This is a genomic window from Fredinandcohnia onubensis (genome assembly GCF_002734285.1).
GTDB classification, from domain to species: domain Bacteria; phylum Bacillota; class Bacilli; order Bacillales; family Bacillaceae_L; genus Ferdinandcohnia; species Ferdinandcohnia onubensis_A.
Map to the genome: position 1 here is coordinate 120,726 of NZ_NSEA01000009.1, position 17,394 is coordinate 138,119.

Consider the following 17,394-nt stretch of genomic DNA (forward strand, 5'->3'; position numbering starts at 1 on the left):
CCTTTTGCTATATGTATTACACGAGGGCGTCCTCTTTACTAAAGACTAGGATAATTTTTCTTAAGAGAAAGCCAACAATTAATCCTGGAATTACACACATCATTGGGAAAAAGACAGGTCCAAATGTAATTCCCCAAAAAATCGCCTTAGGTGCGACCATTAGGCCAACGGTAACAAAATAGGCACAAAATGCAAACGGTAAAAAGGAGTACGGTGCTTTTCCCCCACCAGCCTCTTTAAACGCATCCCACATGGCGAAAAAGTAGAGACAAGGGTAAAACATGAGCCATCCATAATTGATTGATGTAAGCGCTCGCTGTGTTTCTCCTAAAAAGCTTAACATAATGGCATGATTAAAATTTGCGAAGGTATTGACCAAAAACTCTAAGAAAATAAAAGTTAGCCCCTTCACATATTGTTTATTTAATAATTGTCCGAACCCTGGTAATGCGATACTCCAAAATATACGTTCTACTGCTTTCACATCGTTTTATCCACCACACTTCAGTTCGCTATATATCTATTTTCTTATATTTCCCAGTTAATTATTCATATTATTTTAATGAAAAAGCACCTGCTGACCAGGTGCTTGGAAAAACTTACTACATATGCTCATTTGGCGGTGCTGGCATTCCGTGAATAGAGCTTCTGTCAAAATTACTCGGTGTCTGCTTTTGACTAGACACTTCGGCATACTTATTAGAGTCTATATTAACTTCAGATTGAACCTGTGCTGGTTCGAGTTCTTGCGTATAAGTCGCATTATTTACATTACTTTGATTTTGATATTCTTGGTGTGGTTGGAATTGTTGAGTATGATTTGTTTGGTTTTCGTAATCTTGGTATTCATTTTGAAATTGGTTTACTTGATATTGAGATTGAACGGGTTCCATTTGATTCTGTGGTTGCTGTTGCGGTGTGTTGCCCATTGTTTGTTTTGACGTATAGCTTTGGTTCTGCTGAAGATTAGTTGGATTCTGTATGTGGTTTTGTGGTAAATTTCCGTCATTACCGTTAGGAGGCTGGTTCTGCAATTGTTCTGTAACTTGTGCAATTGCCTCAACAGGCGTATTAGGTATTTTGTCAAAGAAACCTTTACCTTTATCCGGATTTGAAATAATCCCTAAAGCTCCCAGTAATCCCAATATTGCAGTCACGTATGTTTCCCATGCAGTTAAATCTATTTGCATACCTAAGTCTTTAAATACCATATATAAAATCGATCCAAGAGAGACCCATAATCCGTAATTTTTCCATTTCATAAGTTGATAACTCCTTTGTGTTAGTCTCTTGAGTATCTTATTCAATTTTTATAAAAAATGTGACCGACTAGTTGGCAGGGAGTACTAAATCCTAAAAAAGACCCATAAAAAATGGGGCTTTTAGGATGCTGGATCTTCATCTTGTAATCTTTCTAGGATTCTTCTTTTACGGTATAACATATTTCCAGTCTCCGTAAGATCTTGAATCATCGAGCGATTGGAGACAGCTCCAAAAAGAATCCCTGCAATTGGTATCATTTGAAAAAGTTTCTTCCACCCAAATGAGTCGCGATAGGTGTACACAACCTCACGCCAACCTTGGAGTTGTGACATCATTTCATTCGTTGAATTTCTGCCTTGATAAAAGGAGGAAAGTTCCTTTAGAATCGCCTGCTTCCCAACTACATCAGCAGAAGAGAACTGTAAACATTTTATAATAAAAATTCGCTCGTTTTTATCGTTTGGATCAAATCCATGAATAATTGCGATCTCTTGAAGTGTTTTTAATGACATTCCGAGCAAAGAAGGAATATCGATTGCAAGTGTAAATATACCTCCGACCCCCGTTGTCGCTCCTTGCAGGGTGGCCACTTTTGCCCATTTTTCTGAATGCTCTTGGCTGACTTCAATCATCTTTTGAAGCGGAATTTGTTCGATATCTGCAATCTTTTCAATGGGCGTATTTGCTTTTTTTTCAATTAGATTAAAAATGGCTTTTTCCTGGATGAGATATTTACCACCGTTTTGTATGTAACTTCCAATTTCATCAAGCAAAATGCCGATTTTTTCGTGGATAAACTTAGGAGTTATTTTATCTAGAAGCTTAAATGGGAGTCGACCAATTCGTTCCCAAAACCATAAACCACTCTGGTCTTTTTCCCATGCTTCTATCTTTTTTAGTTCACTTTCGAGTATATGTTTAGATTCCATTTGCATGCCTCTTTCTGTTTTTATTCCTATTATGTATTACGTTCATATTTAAAAATAGTTTCAGATAATGATTACTGGCATCGACCTTATTATGTACAATTTTAGCCTTTATTGGTAGTCACATCCTCATTAAAAAACCAGGTGATAATTTATTCACCTGGTTTTTTAATGACATTTTATTTTTTTAACACATCATGGTCAACATAACGCTCACCATTGATTTCACTGATGATATTAATTGCAACTTTTGCACCGTCACCAGCCGTAATAATTGTATGAACACTTACACCTGCACATGTACCAGCAGCCCAGATACCCTCAACATTTGTTTTACCAGATGCATCAACATCAAGAACTGTTTTAATACGAGGCTCAGTGCCTTCTTTAGTAGCAACTCCTGCAGCAGCAGCTACGTCCGTTAAAGCTCCAGTTGCAAAAACCACGTATTTTCCTTCGTAATCACCGTTATCAGTTACAACCTTAAAACCGTTTTCAGTTTTTTCAACAGTAGTAACCGCCTGTTGTACAACTTCAGCACCAAATTTTGCAGCTTGTTTTTGGCCGATTTCAACTAGTTCAGGGCCTTCAATTTCCGTAACGCCATAATGGTTTTCAACCCAAGCACGCTTGGTCATACCTTTATCGCTATCTAAAAGTAATGTTTTTTTACCAGCCTTAGCTGTAAATAAAGCTGCACTTGCGCCTGCAGGACCAGCGCCGACAATAATAACATCAAACATTGTACAATCACTCCTTATGTAAAATAGTATGCAATCATAATTATACCCATTAACATCATGCCAATCTAATCATCTGCTTAATTTAGATAACATAATCGTTTAATAAAAACAAAAAGGACAGAAAAGGAAAATCCTTTCTATCCTAGATTGATTCTGATGTTTGATGATAAGTTTGTTCCGTTTGTACAACAAATTTTGTTTTTCGATCATATAGAAAATAATAAAGTATAATCCCGAATAACACATAAAAGCCACTAAAGAAATAAAATGTGCCGAGCCCGATTTGTGCGCTTAGTAGGCCGACTATTGTTGAACCTAAACCAATACCAGTGTCATAAATGGATAAGAATGTAGCGGTTGCTGTTCCTCTACGTGTAGGGGCTGCTGCTTGAACAGCAATTGTTTGGAAGCTTGGGAATAATGTTCCCCAACCTAAACCAATTAAGGCAGCAGCTAATAAGAACATCAAGGAAGTTGATGAAGTTCCGAGAAACAACATTCCAATTGCAAACACTACGATCGATGGATAGACAATTTTATTTGCTCCGTATTGATCAAACCATCTGCCAGTGAAAGGTCTAGATACTAAAAGTACAACTGCATATACCACAAAAAAGAAGCTTGAAACCTCAAACAATCCAATTTCTTGAGCATATACGGAAACGAAAGATAAGAGGGAAGAGTATACAATCCCTAATAGTCCACCGACAATTGAAATTTTTATCGCAGGAACCTCAAACAGATCCCCGAAAGACAATTTTGTTTTTACTGTTTTTTCTTTTATTAATTCTTCTTGTGCTCTTTCAGGAACTTTTACAAAATAGCCTGTAACTAAAGCAAGGCTTGAACAAATTGCTCCTACTATAAATACGCTATTCATACCGGATTTATTCAAGAGGGTTAATCCTAAGAATGGACCGATTACCATAGCTAAGTTGTTTGACATGATAAAATATCCCATGCCTTCTCCTTTACGAGAATCTGGGATGATGTCGGCGACAATTCCTCCCGCAGCAGTTGTTGCCATTCCGAATCCAATTCCGTGGAATAAACGTAACAATAAAACCGAATAGATGGATGGAGTGAAGAAATAGAATAGCGTTGAAATCATGAAAATAAGTAATGAAAGAGTAAGAACCTTCTTTCTACCAATGGTATTTAACCATTGACCAGCAAATGGACGGACGATAATTGCAGAGAATAAAAATACAGTAACCATGAGCCCAGCCTCTAATTCATTTCCGCCCAAATCATTCAATGTGTATACCGGCAACGATACCAATAAATAATAAAACGTCAAAAATACAAAAAAGTTACTTACCGAAAGATTAATGAAATCCTTCGTCCAAAGTTTTTGTTTCCCCATAGTTTTCCTCCTGGTGTTAATTCTTAATCCGATGGAACCAATGGTTTAAAAGGTCATATAACTGATCCTGCAATTCTGTTGGAAAATTTTCTACGAGCTTTTCATTCATTTCGATCATAGCTTGTTCCCATTTTGGATAGTCAGCTAGTGCCTTTTCTGTTAATTCAATTTGCTTGGTACGCTTGTCAGTCCCTTGAACCTGTCTGACATATCCAAGCTTAACTAGCTTTTGAATATTTCGTGTCATCGGTGGAGCTTCAACAGTTAAATAGTCACATAGTTCAGATTGTGTTGATGTCCCTTTTGTTTTTAAAACAAATAAAACGGACCATTGCGCGCCAAATAGTCCGAAGGGTTCTAACGTTTCATTCACATGTTTCGTAAGCTGTCGAGATAACTGATGCACTGCGTGAAATAGAGTATGGCCAGTTTGCATAAATACACCTCAATGCATATTTCATTATAATTAGTTACCTAGGTAACTATATCACTTTTTATCTTTATAAAGCAAGTCCCATGCATTAATAACGTGAAAGTTAGGGTGGATAAATAAATGACATTAATCAAAAACTACTTGTAACCAAAAGAGCAAGGGGGATTACTCGTGATATCCAAAGAAATTATTTCCATTTTACAAGAAAAGATTAAACTTATTGAAAGAGGAGATAAAGCAATATACTTAGTTGGGCCAATTAAACTTCCTGTGAATTTAGATGGAGAGACAGTCATTTTTCAGTGGTATTGCTGGCTCCTTTGTGATGAGGTAACGTTGGATGCAAATCGAATAATTGAAAAGCTTTCATCAACAAACCTTGCTGAAAAACAGCAATCCAGTGTTTTAATATATGGAGATTTTGAAAATGCAGAAGAGGCTTTAATTAGGATGCACAGTATTTGTCATACGGGTGATATTTTTGGAAGCAAACGTTGTGATTGTGGATATCAACTAAAACAATCGATGAGAATCATTATCGACCATGGGGCAGGTGCTTTATTTTATTTAGCGAATCATGAGGGTCGAGGAATAGGTTTATTTAGTAAAGCGATGGCTTACATCCTTCAAGAGAATGGCTTAGATACTGTTGAAGCAAATATCCAACTAGGGTTTAAGGATGATGCTAGAAACTACGACGACGCGATTCGTGTCTTGAAGGCGTTACGCACGAAACCTGTTTCCTTAATCACTAATAACCCTAAAAAAATTGAAGCCCTTAAAAATTCTGGAATGAATGTTTCCGAACGGATGCCAATTTGGGGAGATGTTTCAGAATTTAACCAAAAATACTTAAAGACAAAAGTGGAAAGAGCCGGCCATCTAGTTGAAATGGCGCAAGATGAACAACCTTTTTAAAATAAGGAGCTAGCCCATTGATGGACTAGCTCATTTTTAATCATACGGATAATTATCACCTTCTGTATTACGAAAAGGAGGGAGAAACTGAATCACGATGACTACAGGTAACAAATACCCGATTAATGCTTCAACAATCGCTACAGCCCTTGAGATGCCGAATGGAGTTACATCCCCATACCCGACTGATAAGAGAGTAATTGCACTAAAGTATAACGACCGAGTCACAATATCTAGTGACTGTTCTTGGTGCGAATCTGATGCATAATGGTCATGTACCGCTCCTAGGTCTAGTAAATCTAAAAAAATATATATAATAGCAAAAGTTAACAATGTATTTAGATACACAACTATAAAAATTAATCCACGATATAATGTCTTTTTTCTATGAATAAACGATTTCAAAAACTTCACATCCTTAAGGCCAGCCTTATTATATGTATATTAAAAAGTTAGTAGAATAGACTAGCCTTCAATTCTCCCTTAAAATGAAAAAACTCGGCATCTTTGCCGAGCAAAATACACTTATTTGATTAATGTTGGATTACAGTATGATTTTCTTTGATAAAGCTATTCAATTCTTGAAAGAATGTTTCTTTTTCATCAACTGTTACATAAAGTTTGGTGATCTCTTTTTGCTTTCCAAATGGCAGATAAGCAACAACTGGGGTGATTAATTCAATCTCAAATTGTGGATCTTCTTCAAAGAAATCAGGAAGAGTGATTGAAAAACTACTTTTCTCCTTTGATCTTGCTTTTTTATCGTTAATTGTTGCTTGAATTGATTTGATATTGTCTAAATCAACTTCTATTTCACGTCTTATTCCAACCTGTGCAAGAAGCTTACCAGCATTGATTACAATTGGTGAAAGACGTACTGCTTGGTAATCTGCAATAATCCAAAGTAACACATATAAATCAAAAATTGTAAAAATCCACGCTGCAATTGGACTCCAGAAGTGGGCAATTAAAAAATGAACTCCGATTACTTCGATGATCATCGCATGTACCAACATGATAAACAACCCAAAATAGCCTGATTTTGTATGGAAGGTAAAAACATGAGTGTCTGCTTTATTTTCCCATCTTTTCTTCCAAACGAAGAATGCATAATAGAAAATGGTGAAATCGAAAACAAGGATATCAAGTAGTTTTTTCTTTCCAAATGTTTGATTTAGGGCTCCACGTATAGTTGCAGGATAATAAAAAGAGTATTCTTTTTGTTGTTTGTAGTTCTGGATGAGAGTTGGTATTTTACGTATTAACAAGGCGGCAAGAAATAATTCAATTGCAATAAAGAGGCCTTCGATTAGAAAGATTCCGTATTTTGCGTAATTAAAAACAGCGATATCATGATTGGGAACAATGAAGTATGCAAACCAAAAGCCGCCAATCACAACAGGAAGAAGAGTAATCATGGAAAGACGGTTTCGAACCACAAATAAATAGAAGAAGAGAGGTAACACGATTGTTAAATCAAACAAGGATGCGAGAATCAATGTATCTGTGACAGGCTCAAATGGCTGAATGACCATTACTGTATAATTTGAGCAAATGATCAATAGTGCCAAGATAATAAAAATATAAATTGATCTGTTCTTCTTTAGTGATTGCACCATAGGAATGCCCTCCTAATGTAATCTTTTTACAATTTTATTATAACAAATAAAAAAAGGTGGCTGTAGCCACCTTTTAGAAAAATAGATTAAGGATTTGAAAAATGATACCTGCTAGCAATGCTGAGATTGGAAGTGTAATCACCCAAGTGAGAACGATTTTACGGGCAACACCCCATTTAACACCTTTTACACGTTGAGCGGAACCTACACCCATGATTGCGGATGAGATCACATGTGTTGTACTAACTGGTAAATGAATATAAGTCGCTCCAAATATGATAAGTGCTGAAGACAAGTCAGCCGCCGCCCCATTGATAGGACGGATTTTCATAATCTTACCACCTACAGTTTTAATGATTTTCCAGCCACCAACCGATGTACCAATCCCCATCGCAGTTGCAGCAGAAATTCTTACCCAGAGTGGTATATCGGTAGAGGTTGTAAAACCACCAGCAATCAATGCCATTGTGATGATACCCATCGCTTTTTGAGCATCATTCGTTCCATGGGTAAAAGATTGAAGGGCAGCTGTGAAAATCTGAAAGGTCCTGAACCCCTTATTAGTCTTGTAAAGATTAGTGTTTTTAAAGATGACTTTAAAAAGGCTCATCATTAGAAATCCAACCGCTAATGCTATAAAAGGGGAAAGAATAAGCGCCTGTAAGATTTTTATAAAGCCGCCATAATTCAAAATCCCAAGGCCTGCAGCAGAAATCGCTGCACCAGCAATGGACCCAATTAAAGCATGAGAGGAACTACTTGGTATCCCGTAGTACCAAGTTATCAAATTCCAAGCAATTGCCGAAAGTAGGGCTGCTAAGATAACGACTGTCCCATTTTCGATCGCAAAAGGGTCGACAATATCTTTTGTAATAGTTTTCGCAACCCCCGTAAATGTAATGGCACCAATAAAGTTCATGGAGGCTGCAAGGACAATAGCAACTCTTGGCTTTAGTGCCTTTGTTGAGACACTTGTCGCGATTGCATTAGCCGTATCATGAAATCCATTAATGAAGTCAAATGCTAACGCAAAAAAAACAATTAAAACGGTTAATATTAGTAATGTGTCCATTAATAAGATTCTCCCTTACGCATTTCTCATAATGATGGTTTCAAGCGTATCAGCAACATCCTCACAGAAGTCCGAAATGCCTTCAAGAATCTCATAAATCTCCTTCACCTGAATGATTTTTATAGGGTCTTTTTCAGTTTGGAAAAGCTGTTTTATTGAAACCCTTAGGATCTCGTCACATTGTGATTCATAATCATTGATTTTAATCGCGTGTGTACGCATCTCTAAAAGCTTTTTATTTGAAAGAAGTTCAATGGCATGAAAGATCTCAATCGTACTTTTATGTATATAGTCAGCATAAGAAGTCATGTATTCGTCTGTAGTAGTCAAAGAATACATCTCAAAACGTGCTGCACATTGCTCCATTCCATCTAAAACATCATCCATTTTCATAGCCAATTGTAGAATATCCTCTCGCTCAATGGGTGTAATGAAGGATTTATTAAGTTGAGTGATCAACCCATGAATGACATCATCACCTTTTCTCTCATACTCTTTCATTTGACTCGAAAATTCTTTCAAGTCACTTACATTTTTAATTTTAAACTGTACGAAATAATCTGCCGCTTCTTTTAAATTTGAAGAGATTGATGTCAGGGCATCAAAAAACACGTCTTTTTTCTTGTTTCCAAACATTGTATGGTTCCTCCAATAATGAAATATAAAAACACACAAAGAATATTTTTATCTAAATTTGTCGAAATTACAATAAAAATTTTTACAAAGTTTACAAGATGCAACATAAATCCAACTCTACATCTGGATAATTTATAAACTAGGCTCTTTTATTATCTATAGAAAATTAAGGAAATATACTTGAAATTTATTCCGGATAGTGTAAAATTACACTAAAGAATAAATGGTGTAATTTTACACTAAAGGAATTGGTTGGTGTGATGGAGTGACTCAATCATTAGAGATTATCGAGACAAATCAATTACTTATAAAACACAAAGAAGAAATGCTTTCGTTTTCGAGGAGAGTAAGCAAGGTGGGGGAGGAATACCTTTTTCCAAGATTTAAGAGATACGACCAGGTAGTATGCTTAAGACGAAATCAAAAGCTTTTTGCCTTCCAACTCGTTCAAACCTTTGACGTAGGAGACGAGAAGTTCGTATACTTTGGTCCTTTGTTTTCGCGAATGAGCTGTTTTTTAGCCCTTTTCATGTCTTATATTCAAGTGTTAATGGAAAAGAATGTAGGTAGAAAAATACACCTTCTTGCTGAAATTGAAAATCCAGAAGTTTTGGTGCTTTTTAAAGCATTGTTTGATGATTGCGCTTACCCGAAATTCCAGGTATCCGATGTTCCTGAAAAAGTAAAGGAGAAGGTTCAGATTTTCTCAAAAAAGCTTTCACATATATATGAGCTAGATATTGAGCAACTAACCTCAAAATCAATAGATTCACTTTATCAATATAAATCAACTTATCCAGAAGTAGAGAATTGGCTTTATTCGAGAAAAGTTGACCTATCCCAAGGTGTAAATGTCGTCCTATACTCCGCAATACCGGATGATCCAAATGTTCGAGATACATTCAATCGGCAGCTGGAAAGTGGAAGAAAAAGAATGCTGAATTGGAAAGAAGGAAAAAAAGAAGTCTTGGATTTATTTGAAGGAGGGGTTGTAAGTAATGTCTGACATTTATTTTTCGCAAATCAGAGAAGACAGTTTGGTAGAAAGAGAGATTTCAAGGATAGTAGGGCCACAGAAAGTGCTTGTAGTTGGTTCAGGTGGATGTACGGCATTTTCCATTCTGACTGACACGATTAACCAAGTTCTCTGTGTTGATTTAAATCCCGCGCAATGTGCTTTGATTGAGTTGAAAAAGGTAGCGATTCAGCAGTTTGCTCTGAATGACTTTCTTGCTTTTATCGGGGAAATAGATTGTGAAAACCGAAATGAAATGTATGAGGAGATTGCTGAAGAATTGCCTGATTATGCGAGACAATTTTGGAAGTTGCATCGTAGTGAAATAGAAAATGGAATTAATCATTGTGGTGTAAATGAGCGTTTTTATAGATTTTTAGGGGAAAACATTTGCCGGAATGTATATGACGAGAGTGTTTGGAATCACTTGTTTTCTGCCAAAAACCTTGCTGAGCAACAGTTATTTTATGAAGAATATCTAACAACTGCCCAATGGCGAACAGCTGTGAAAATATTGTTAAGTAAAACGACACACCTACAATTTTTTCCTAGCTTTATGTTTAAGAATGCCAGTGAAAATGATTTTGGGAATTTCTTTTTAAGTCAATTTGAGAAGGAAGTGAAAACAAAGCCGATTCACAATAATTACTTTTTAAGCCAAATATTATTTTCTACTTATTTGTATGATCAGGTCGAGGGAGTTCCATTATATTTAACTCCAGAAGGATATGAAGAAGTAAAAAGAAATATTGATAAATTGTTAATTTATCCAATGAGTATCCAAGATCTATTAGAGAAGGAAAATTCGATTGATGCTTTTTATTTGTCAAATGTATTTGACTGGGCTGATGAAAAAGGAAAGGAAGCGATATGTAACAGTATGATTCAATCAAAATCAGAAAAAGCTGTATTGTTGTTCCGAAATATGCTTAGTACGAGTAAATTACCAGATTTTTTTGCGGATCGGTTTATTCGTGATGAGGAACTGTCAAAACGTTGTGAAGGGTTAGAGCGTTCGATGTTGTATCAAAAAATAACAGTGGGACAATTGGTATGACCTATTCATTTATGGAGCTTGATGAATCACACGGATCACAACTGCTTCAGTTATCAAATGAAACAAGCACAGGTAGCGATCTCTTTTATGTTGATAGGTCTCCAAATTTTTTTGAACTGTCAGAGGAATTTGGAAGGACAAGGCATTTTGGATTGTTTAAAGGAAGTGAATTAATTGGCTGTGTGGCAGTCAGTCAGCAAAAGCGGGTAATTGAGGGATCATGTAAGCATGTGTATTACTTAAATGATTTAAGGATTCATCCTGACTTCCATCGGACCTTTGCATACTATCGATTGACACAACAATTAGTATCACGTTATCAAAATGAAGGTACAGTCAAATGGATGTATTCCACCGTTCTTGATACCAATTCAAACAAAGCATCCATGACAAAAGGTAATGGGCTCATTCCAGGTGGAATTGAATTTGGAAGAACGTTTCATATTGGAGTACCAATGTTCTTAAAATATCGGAACAATCGTGTTGATGTAATCGAAATTGAAGGGGAAAAGGCATGGCAGATTTACAAGAGCTTAGCTAGGTCTCAAGACTTTGCACTATGTGATAAGAGGATATTTTTAAAAGAAAATGGTTTGTTCTTGGTTGTTAGAGATGAGAAGGACGACCTAGCAATCTGTAAACTTGTGAATCAATCAGATGCTAGAAAGCTTCGACTTTCTAGGAGACTTCCTTTCATGTTTAAAATAGTAAATTTGATTTGTCGGGCAGTTGGTTGCCCACTATTGCCTGATCAAGGTGAGGAATTTCGGCATGGCTATATGGCATTCTTTGCAGCAAGGGAAAAACCAGAGAGATATCGAAAGGAATGTATCTCCTATATTCAAAAGACCTATAAGCACCGATACACCTATTTGTTTTTTGGAGTATCTTCCAAAGAAACAGAGCAGTATCGAAGTAACCCTTTCAACATACAACTTTCATCAACAACATTTGCGTACGGGGATATACCTGCAAACCTTTCAATGAATTTTCATGAAATAACACTTATTTAGGAGGATGATGTAAGAATGGAGAAATTTGTAGAGTTAAAGAATGTGACAGATGGTATGTTTCAAGTTGAGAAAATTGAACGACATCCATTATTTGTGGCTTTGGCGAAAGGGGAATTTTCAGAAGAACAACAAAAGGAAATTGCACTTCAAATTTATCATGTCGTTCTTTACTTTCCGCGTTTTTTATCAGCGATTTTAACGAATATGTCAGACTTTCGAATGAGGATGCCACTTGTGGAAAACTTATTTGAAGAGCATGGGAAGATGAACGAAAAATATGTTCATAGCGAGACTTATAAACAGTTTTTAAAAGGTATTGGTATATCAGAAGAAGAAATGAACGAAAGCGAACCATGCATACCTGTTCTTGCATACAACCGTGCATTAACTGATCTTTGTCTTCACTATCACTATTTGGAAGGGCTTGCCGCACTTGGTGTAATTGAAGAAATCGTTGCCCGTGTTTCGCCATTAGTGGGCCAATTTGCGAAAAACACCTATGGGAACGAAAACAAGTCACTCGTTCATTTTACAGATCATGAGGTACTTGATGTGCAACATGCTAACGAAATATATGAAGTAGTGGCTCAAGGCTATGAAGGAGAACAAAAAAGAATTATTGAACGAGGTCTGAAATTTGGGATGTACTATCACTCTAGGATGTATACTGATATATTAGAATTTGTTCGTGACTGTAAATAAATAAGTTAGGTATCCCCATAAAAATTATTCCCGTTCGAATCCATATATGTAACGCAATTTTTAACACATATATGCACATTTGGAGGGCATTCGAATAATGGGAAAAAACTTCATGAAGACTTTGTCCGAAGTAGGAAAAGTAAAAATCATCCTGTTAATTGGGCTGGTTTTTATTTTATTTATTGCTATTGGGCTCAACATGTATATCAATTCTCGGGATGTTAGTGCTTTGAACAATCCATTGCCGGAACCAACTATTATCTATGATAAAAATGGAGAAATCGCCAGTAAGGTACCTGGACCTAAGATCGAAGGTGTTAGCTATGAAAAAATTCCGCCACATGTCATCAATGCCTTAGTTGCCATTGAAGACCGCCGATTTTACAAACATCCAGGGGTGGATTATATCGGTATTTTTCGTGCGCTTTTCCGAAATTTAAAAGCGGGTGAAATAGTTGAAGGTGGAAGTACGATTACCCAGCAATTAACGAAAAACGTCTTTCTAACTCATGAGCAAACACTGAAACGGAAAATAGATGAATTCTTTCTTGCTCAAAAAATAGAGCGTACATTTTCAAAGGAAAAAATTATTGAAATGTATTTGAATCAAATCTATTTTGGTGAAGGGGCATGGGGCATAAAAAATGCTTCAAGAACTTATTTTGGCAAAGAGGTTAATGAACTAACAGTTAGTGAAGGAGCCATTCTTGCCGGTATAATTAAAGCACCTTCTACAATGAACCCATTAATTAACGAGGAAAAGTCGCTTAGCCGTAGGGATCTTGTATTAGCAGCGATGGAGGAACAGGGATATTTAACTTCTAACCAAGTGAAAGAAGCTAAGGCACAAGAAATCGTGTTCAAAGGGCGCCAACTTGATCCATATGAAGGAAAATACCCATATTACGTCGATTATATAATTGAAGAAGCAATTGAAAAATATGGACTCACCCAAAATGAGGTGATGTCTGGTGGCTTGGAAATTTATACAGAACTTGATCCTCATATGCAGGAATCTGTCGAAAATGTATATAAAAACGACAGCCTATTTCCTACTAGTCCAGAAGATCAATTGCTACAAAGTGGTGCTATTTTAGTAGACCCAAAGACTGGTGGAATAAACGCCTTAGTAGGAGGCCGTGGAGAGCATGTATTTCGCGGTTTCAATCATGCGACTCAATTAAAAAGGCAGCCCGGTTCAACAATCAAACCACTTTCTGTATACACGCCTGCATTGGAACGTGGCTACAGCATATATGATGTCCTACCTGATAAACCAATGAGTTTCAATGGCTACCAACCATCAAACGTTAGTGGAAGATTTAAAGGCAGTGTCACTATATATGATGCAGTGAGGAATTCCGATAATGTTCCAGCAGTTTGGTTGTTGAATGAAATTGGACTTAAAAGCGGGATAGATGCTGTAAATGAATTTGGTCTTCCGATAACAGAAAATGATCATAACTTGAGTCTTGCTCTTGGTGGTCTTGATCAGGGGGTTGCCCCCATTCACATGGCTGAAGCTTATACAACTTTTCCAAACGAAGGAAAAAAGATGAAGGCACATGCAATTTCAAAAATTGTTGATACAAACGGTGAAGTCATTGCCGAGTGGAATGAAGAGCCTGTACAAATTACAACCCCAGAGGTTGCTAAAAGAATGACTTTCTTGCTAAAGGGTGCTGTTGAAAATGGATCTGGCCGAGATGCGAAAATAGAGGGAAGAGAAGTAGCAGGTAAGACCGGTTCAACTCAGGTAGCTATTGATGGTATCAATGGGGCAAAGGATATTTGGATGGTCGGATATACGCCTGAACTTGTCGCTGCAGTCTGGCTTGGATATGACAAGACAGATGAAAAACATTATTTGACAACTACAAGTTCAACGGCTGCAACAATTTTTAGGGAAATAATGCAACAGTCATTAAGTAATGTTCCACCTACTTCATTCAATCTCCCAACCTATCAGGCTCCTGTTAAGAAAAAGGAGAATGAGTGGAAGAAGAAAAATGAGAAAGATAACAATGGGTGGAAAGAGGAAAAAAGGAACAAGAAAGAGGAGCAGAAAAAGAGAAAAGAAGAAGAGAAAAAGCGTAAAAAAGAAGAAAAAAAGAGAGATAAGGATGACGATGACTAAGAGAAAGGTCCCGGATGATGGGATCTTTCTTTTTTTTTTGAAAAAATTGCAAAAAAATGAAACCTTTTTCAAGTATTTTCCGTAAATGAGAATGTAAAGAAAATTTCAAAACTATTACTTGGATTTGGAGGTGAAGCTATGGAATTATTCGGATATAACATTGAAACGATTTATTTGATTGGCTTAATCATTAGTGGAGTTGGTACCCTTCTTTTTATCCTATTTGGCGATTTTTTAGAGGGGATTTTTCCAGATAGTTTCTTAAGCCCAACACTTATCTTCTCATTCCTCACCTTTTTGAGCGCATCTGGGTACATTTTTGAAAAAATACTTTCCTTTCATAGTTTATTAATTTTTGCTATTTCACTTGTATTAGCATTTATTTTAGTCACATTATTAAATGTTTTTGTATTAATCCCGTTGTCTTCTGCTGAGGAATCGATGGTATACAGGGAAGAGGATTTGAAGGGGAGAATAGGCAAAGTCATTACTTCAATCCCGATTGATGGCTTCGGTGAGGTTGTCATTGAAGGAATCGGTGGAACAATCTCTAAATCCGCAAAAAGCTTTAATAATGAACCAATTCCTTATGATGAAAAGGTTCTTATTATAGATATTAAAGAAGGCGTTGCTTACGTCTTACCTTACCAAAGTATGATGATTAAAGGGGGAAATCAACTATGACAACAGGAATTTGGATTGTAATTGGAGTTGTCGCATTTTTACTACTTGCACTTATTGGAGTCTTTGTAACAAAGTACAGAACAGCTGGCCCTGATGAAGCACTAATTGTAACAGGTAGTTATTTAGGAGGAAAGAATGTTCATGTGGACGAAGCCGGTAACCGAATAAAAATTGTCCGTGGTGGCGGTACTTTTGTACTTCCAGTCTTCCAGCAGGCTGAACCACTAAGTCTCTTATCTAGTAAATTAGATGTACAAACACCTGAAGTATACACAGAGCAAGGTGTACCGGTGATGGCTGATGGAACAGCAATTATTAAAATCGGTGGTTCCATTTCTGAAATAGCAACAGCAGCAGAACAATTTTTAGGAAAACGAAAAGAAGATAGAGAAAATGAAGCAAGAGAAGTGTTAGAAGGTCATCTTCGTTCAATCCTAGGTTCAATGACCGTTGAAGAAATTTATAAAAATCGTGAAAAATTTTCACAAGAAGTACAACGTGTTGCATCACAGGATTTAGCGAAAATGGGTCTTATTATTGTATCGTTTACAATCAAAGATGTTCGTGATAAGAACGGTTACCTCGATTCACTAGGTAAGCCAAGAATTGCTCAGGTAAAACGTGATGCGGATATAGCAACTGCAGAAGCTGATAAGGAAACTCGTATTAAACGGGCGGAAGCAGACAAAGAAGCAAAAAAATCTGAGCTAGAGCGCGCAACAGAAGTAGCAGAGGCCGAAAAAATCAACCAATTAAAAATGGCTGAGTACCGTAGAGAGCAGGATATTGCAAAAGCACGTGCTGACCAGGCATACCACCTAGAAGAAGCGAGAGCGAAACAAGAGGTAACTGAACAGCAAATGCAAATCCAAATCATCGAAAGACAGAAGCAAATTGAACTCGAAGAAAAAGAGATCTTACGTCGTGAAAAGCAATACGATTCAGAAGTTAAGAAGAAAGCAGATGCTGACCGTTACTCAGTTGTTCAAGCGGCCGAAGCTGAAAAAGCGAAGCAGTTAGCTGAAGCAGATGCAAATAAATACCGAATTGAAGCAATGGCAAAAGCGGAAGCAGAAAAAATCCGTATTGATGGTCTTGCAAAAGCAGAAGCCCAGCGTGCCCAAGGGGAATCTGAAGCAGATATTATCCGTTTGAAAGGTCTTGCAGAAGCGGAAGCAAAACAAAAAATTGCAGAAGCATTCGAGCAATATGGGAAAGCGGCTATCCTCGATATGGTTATTAAAATGCTTCCTCAATATGCGAAAGAAGTGGCAGCACCATTATCAAATATCGACAAAATTACAGTTGTGGATACTGGTAGTAATGGGGAAAATAGCGGAGCCAATAAGGTAACCGGTTATGCTACTAACTTGATGTCAACTCTTCAAGAGTCGTTAAAAGCATCGTCAGGTATTGATGTAAAAGAAATTATTGAAAACCTATCTGGTAAAGGTAATGTGAAAAACAGCATCGACCAGTTAACGGATGAATTAGTTCAAACGAGAAAAGCAGAATCAACAGAAAAAGAATAATATGAATTGAAAAGCAGCTTACTCAAAAAGCTGCTTTTCTTTTTTGTCAATTTTGTGCAAAGTACCATTGCGTCTAGGATAGTGAAAAACAGCAGGACTGAGTCCGAATGAGGGTGTGATTCTGACAGGCTAGAGGAAATCTCCGGGCTTGAGTCTGAATGAGGGTGTGATTGTGACAAGGCAGAGGAAATCTCCGGGCTTGAGTCCGAATGAAGGTGTGATTCTGACAAGGTCAGAGAAAATCTTCGGGCATGAGTCTGAATGAGGGTGTGATTCTG

General features: G+C 36.9%; 18 protein-coding genes. 8 read left to right on the forward strand and 10 right to left on the reverse strand.

The window, feature by feature from the left end; genetic code table 11:
• Positions 1 to 16: 16 nt before the first annotated feature.
• The 6 genes from CKJ95_RS10260 to CKJ95_RS10285 form a co-directional block, all read right to left on the reverse strand.
• The gene (locus tag CKJ95_RS10260) at positions 17 to 484 is read right to left on the reverse strand and encodes a hypothetical protein (protein WP_099353327.1); all 468 of its coding nucleotides are present in this window, start codon (positions 482 to 484) and stop codon (positions 17 to 19) included.
• Positions 485 to 602: 118 nt separating this feature from the next.
• Positions 603 to 1,262, reverse strand: coding sequence for a hypothetical protein (locus tag CKJ95_RS23345; protein WP_180271474.1), 660 nt, complete (start codon positions 1,260 to 1,262; stop codon positions 603 to 605).
• Between the two features lie 120 nt (positions 1,263 to 1,382).
• Entirely contained in the window at positions 1,383 to 2,192 is an 810-nt protein-coding gene (locus CKJ95_RS10270) for an EcsC family protein (protein WP_099353328.1), read from the reverse strand.
• 176 nt (positions 2,193 to 2,368) lie between these two features.
• Positions 2,369 to 2,932 (reverse strand): FAD-dependent oxidoreductase, encoded by a 564-nt coding sequence (locus CKJ95_RS10275; RefSeq protein WP_099353329.1) that lies wholly within the window; start codon positions 2,930 to 2,932, stop codon positions 2,369 to 2,371.
• A gap of 142 nt (positions 2,933 to 3,074) precedes the next feature.
• On the reverse strand, positions 3,075 to 4,298 hold the full coding sequence (locus CKJ95_RS10280; protein ID WP_099353330.1) for an MFS transporter: 1,224 nt from the start codon (positions 4,296 to 4,298) through the stop codon (positions 3,075 to 3,077).
• Positions 4,299 to 4,314: 16 nt separating this feature from the next.
• Positions 4,315 to 4,734, reverse strand: coding sequence for a MarR family winged helix-turn-helix transcriptional regulator (locus CKJ95_RS10285; protein ID WP_099353331.1), 420 nt, complete (start codon positions 4,732 to 4,734; stop codon positions 4,315 to 4,317).
• A 168-nt stretch (positions 4,735 to 4,902) separates the two neighbouring features.
• Between CKJ95_RS10285 and CKJ95_RS10290 the strand changes: the two genes are divergently transcribed.
• Positions 4,903 to 5,649 carry a GTP cyclohydrolase II gene (locus CKJ95_RS10290; protein ID WP_099353332.1) on the forward strand — a complete coding sequence of 249 codons (747 nt, stop codon included), beginning with the start codon at positions 4,903 to 4,905 and terminating at the stop codon, positions 5,647 to 5,649.
• Between the two features lie 36 nt (positions 5,650 to 5,685).
• On the opposite strand, the gene CKJ95_RS10295 is transcribed toward CKJ95_RS10290, so the two are convergent.
• From CKJ95_RS10295 to CKJ95_RS10310, 4 genes are all read right to left on the reverse strand, one after another.
• Positions 5,686 to 6,054: a potassium channel family protein gene (locus CKJ95_RS10295; RefSeq protein ID WP_099353333.1), complete on the reverse strand. Its 369-nt coding sequence runs from the start codon at positions 6,052 to 6,054 to the stop codon at positions 5,686 to 5,688.
• 128 nt (positions 6,055 to 6,182) lie between these two features.
• A complete protein-coding gene (locus CKJ95_RS10300; protein ID WP_099353334.1) occupies positions 6,183 to 7,268 on the reverse strand; it encodes a hypothetical protein in 1,086 nt (361 codons plus the stop codon).
• 73 nt (positions 7,269 to 7,341) lie between these two features.
• Positions 7,342 to 8,340, reverse strand: a complete 999-nt coding sequence (locus tag CKJ95_RS10305) for an inorganic phosphate transporter (RefSeq protein WP_099353335.1) — start codon at positions 8,338 to 8,340, stop codon at positions 7,342 to 7,344.
• 15 nt (positions 8,341 to 8,355) lie between these two features.
• The gene (locus CKJ95_RS10310) at positions 8,356 to 8,976 is read right to left on the reverse strand and encodes a DUF47 domain-containing protein (protein ID WP_099353336.1); all 621 of its coding nucleotides are present in this window, start codon (positions 8,974 to 8,976) and stop codon (positions 8,356 to 8,358) included.
• Between the two features lie 265 nt (positions 8,977 to 9,241).
• Here CKJ95_RS10310 and CKJ95_RS10315 point away from each other — a divergent pair, with 265 nt between their 5' ends.
• The 7 genes from CKJ95_RS10315 (at position 9,242) to CKJ95_RS10345 (ending at position 17,116) form a co-directional block, all read left to right on the forward strand.
• The gene (locus CKJ95_RS10315) at positions 9,242 to 9,982 is read left to right on the forward strand and encodes a hypothetical protein (protein WP_142353940.1); all 741 of its coding nucleotides are present in this window, start codon (positions 9,242 to 9,244) and stop codon (positions 9,980 to 9,982) included.
• Positions 9,975 to 11,048, forward strand: a complete 1,074-nt coding sequence (locus CKJ95_RS10320; RefSeq protein ID WP_099353338.1) for a DUF3419 family protein — start codon at positions 9,975 to 9,977, stop codon at positions 11,046 to 11,048. The genes CKJ95_RS10315 and CKJ95_RS10320 overlap by 8 nt, the downstream gene beginning before the upstream one ends.
• Positions 11,045 to 12,061 (forward strand): hypothetical protein, encoded by a 1,017-nt coding sequence (locus tag CKJ95_RS10325; RefSeq protein WP_099353339.1) that lies wholly within the window; start codon positions 11,045 to 11,047, stop codon positions 12,059 to 12,061. The genes CKJ95_RS10320 and CKJ95_RS10325 overlap by 4 nt, the downstream gene beginning before the upstream one ends.
• Positions 12,062 to 12,076: 15 nt before the next feature.
• Positions 12,077 to 12,763 (forward strand): TenA family transcriptional regulator, encoded by a 687-nt coding sequence (locus CKJ95_RS10330; protein ID WP_099353340.1) that lies wholly within the window; start codon positions 12,077 to 12,079, stop codon positions 12,761 to 12,763.
• An 88-nt stretch (positions 12,764 to 12,851) separates the two neighbouring features.
• Positions 12,852 to 14,900, forward strand: coding sequence for a transglycosylase domain-containing protein (locus CKJ95_RS10335; protein ID WP_373604849.1), 2,049 nt, complete (start codon positions 12,852 to 12,854; stop codon positions 14,898 to 14,900).
• A 138-nt stretch (positions 14,901 to 15,038) separates the two neighbouring features.
• A complete protein-coding gene (locus CKJ95_RS10340) occupies positions 15,039 to 15,584 on the forward strand; it encodes an NfeD family protein (RefSeq protein WP_099353342.1) in 546 nt (181 codons plus the stop codon).
• Positions 15,581 to 17,116 carry a flotillin family protein gene (locus tag CKJ95_RS10345; RefSeq protein ID WP_099353343.1) on the forward strand — a complete coding sequence of 512 codons (1,536 nt, stop codon included), beginning with the start codon at positions 15,581 to 15,583 and terminating at the stop codon, positions 17,114 to 17,116. Before CKJ95_RS10340 ends, CKJ95_RS10345 begins: the two co-directional genes overlap by 4 nt.
• The last annotated feature ends 278 nt before the right edge of the window (positions 17,117 to 17,394 follow it).

Coding starts and splice junctions, on each gene's coding strand:
- CKJ95_RS10345 (WP_099353343.1), top strand. CDS start 15,581: ATGACAACAGGAATTTGGATTGTAATTGGAGTTGTCGCATTTTTACTA.
- CKJ95_RS10320 (WP_099353338.1), top strand. CDS start 9,975: ATGTCTGACATTTATTTTTCGCAAATCAGAGAAGACAGTTTGGTAGAA.
- CKJ95_RS10305 (WP_099353335.1), bottom strand. CDS start 8,340: ATGGACACATTACTAATATTAACCGTTTTAATTGTTTTTTTTGCGTTA.
- CKJ95_RS10325 (WP_099353339.1), top strand. CDS start 11,045: ATGACCTATTCATTTATGGAGCTTGATGAATCACACGGATCACAACTG.
- CKJ95_RS10285 (WP_099353331.1), bottom strand. CDS start 4,734: ATGCAAACTGGCCATACTCTATTTCACGCAGTGCATCAGTTATCTCGA.
- CKJ95_RS10280 (WP_099353330.1), bottom strand. CDS start 4,298: ATGGGGAAACAAAAACTTTGGACGAAGGATTTCATTAATCTTTCGGTA.
- CKJ95_RS23345 (WP_180271474.1), bottom strand. CDS start 1,262: ATGAAATGGAAAAATTACGGATTATGGGTCTCTCTTGGATCGATTTTA.
- CKJ95_RS10275 (WP_099353329.1), bottom strand. CDS start 2,932: ATGTTTGATGTTATTATTGTCGGCGCTGGTCCTGCAGGCGCAAGTGCA.
- CKJ95_RS10330 (WP_099353340.1), top strand. CDS start 12,077: ATGGAGAAATTTGTAGAGTTAAAGAATGTGACAGATGGTATGTTTCAA.
- CKJ95_RS10300 (WP_099353334.1), bottom strand. CDS start 7,268: ATGGTGCAATCACTAAAGAAGAACAGATCAATTTATATTTTTATTATC.
- CKJ95_RS10310 (WP_099353336.1), bottom strand. CDS start 8,976: ATGTTTGGAAACAAGAAAAAAGACGTGTTTTTTGATGCCCTGACATCA.
- CKJ95_RS10340 (WP_099353342.1), top strand. CDS start 15,039: ATGGAATTATTCGGATATAACATTGAAACGATTTATTTGATTGGCTTA.
- CKJ95_RS10270 (WP_099353328.1), bottom strand. CDS start 2,192: ATGGAATCTAAACATATACTCGAAAGTGAACTAAAAAAGATAGAAGCA.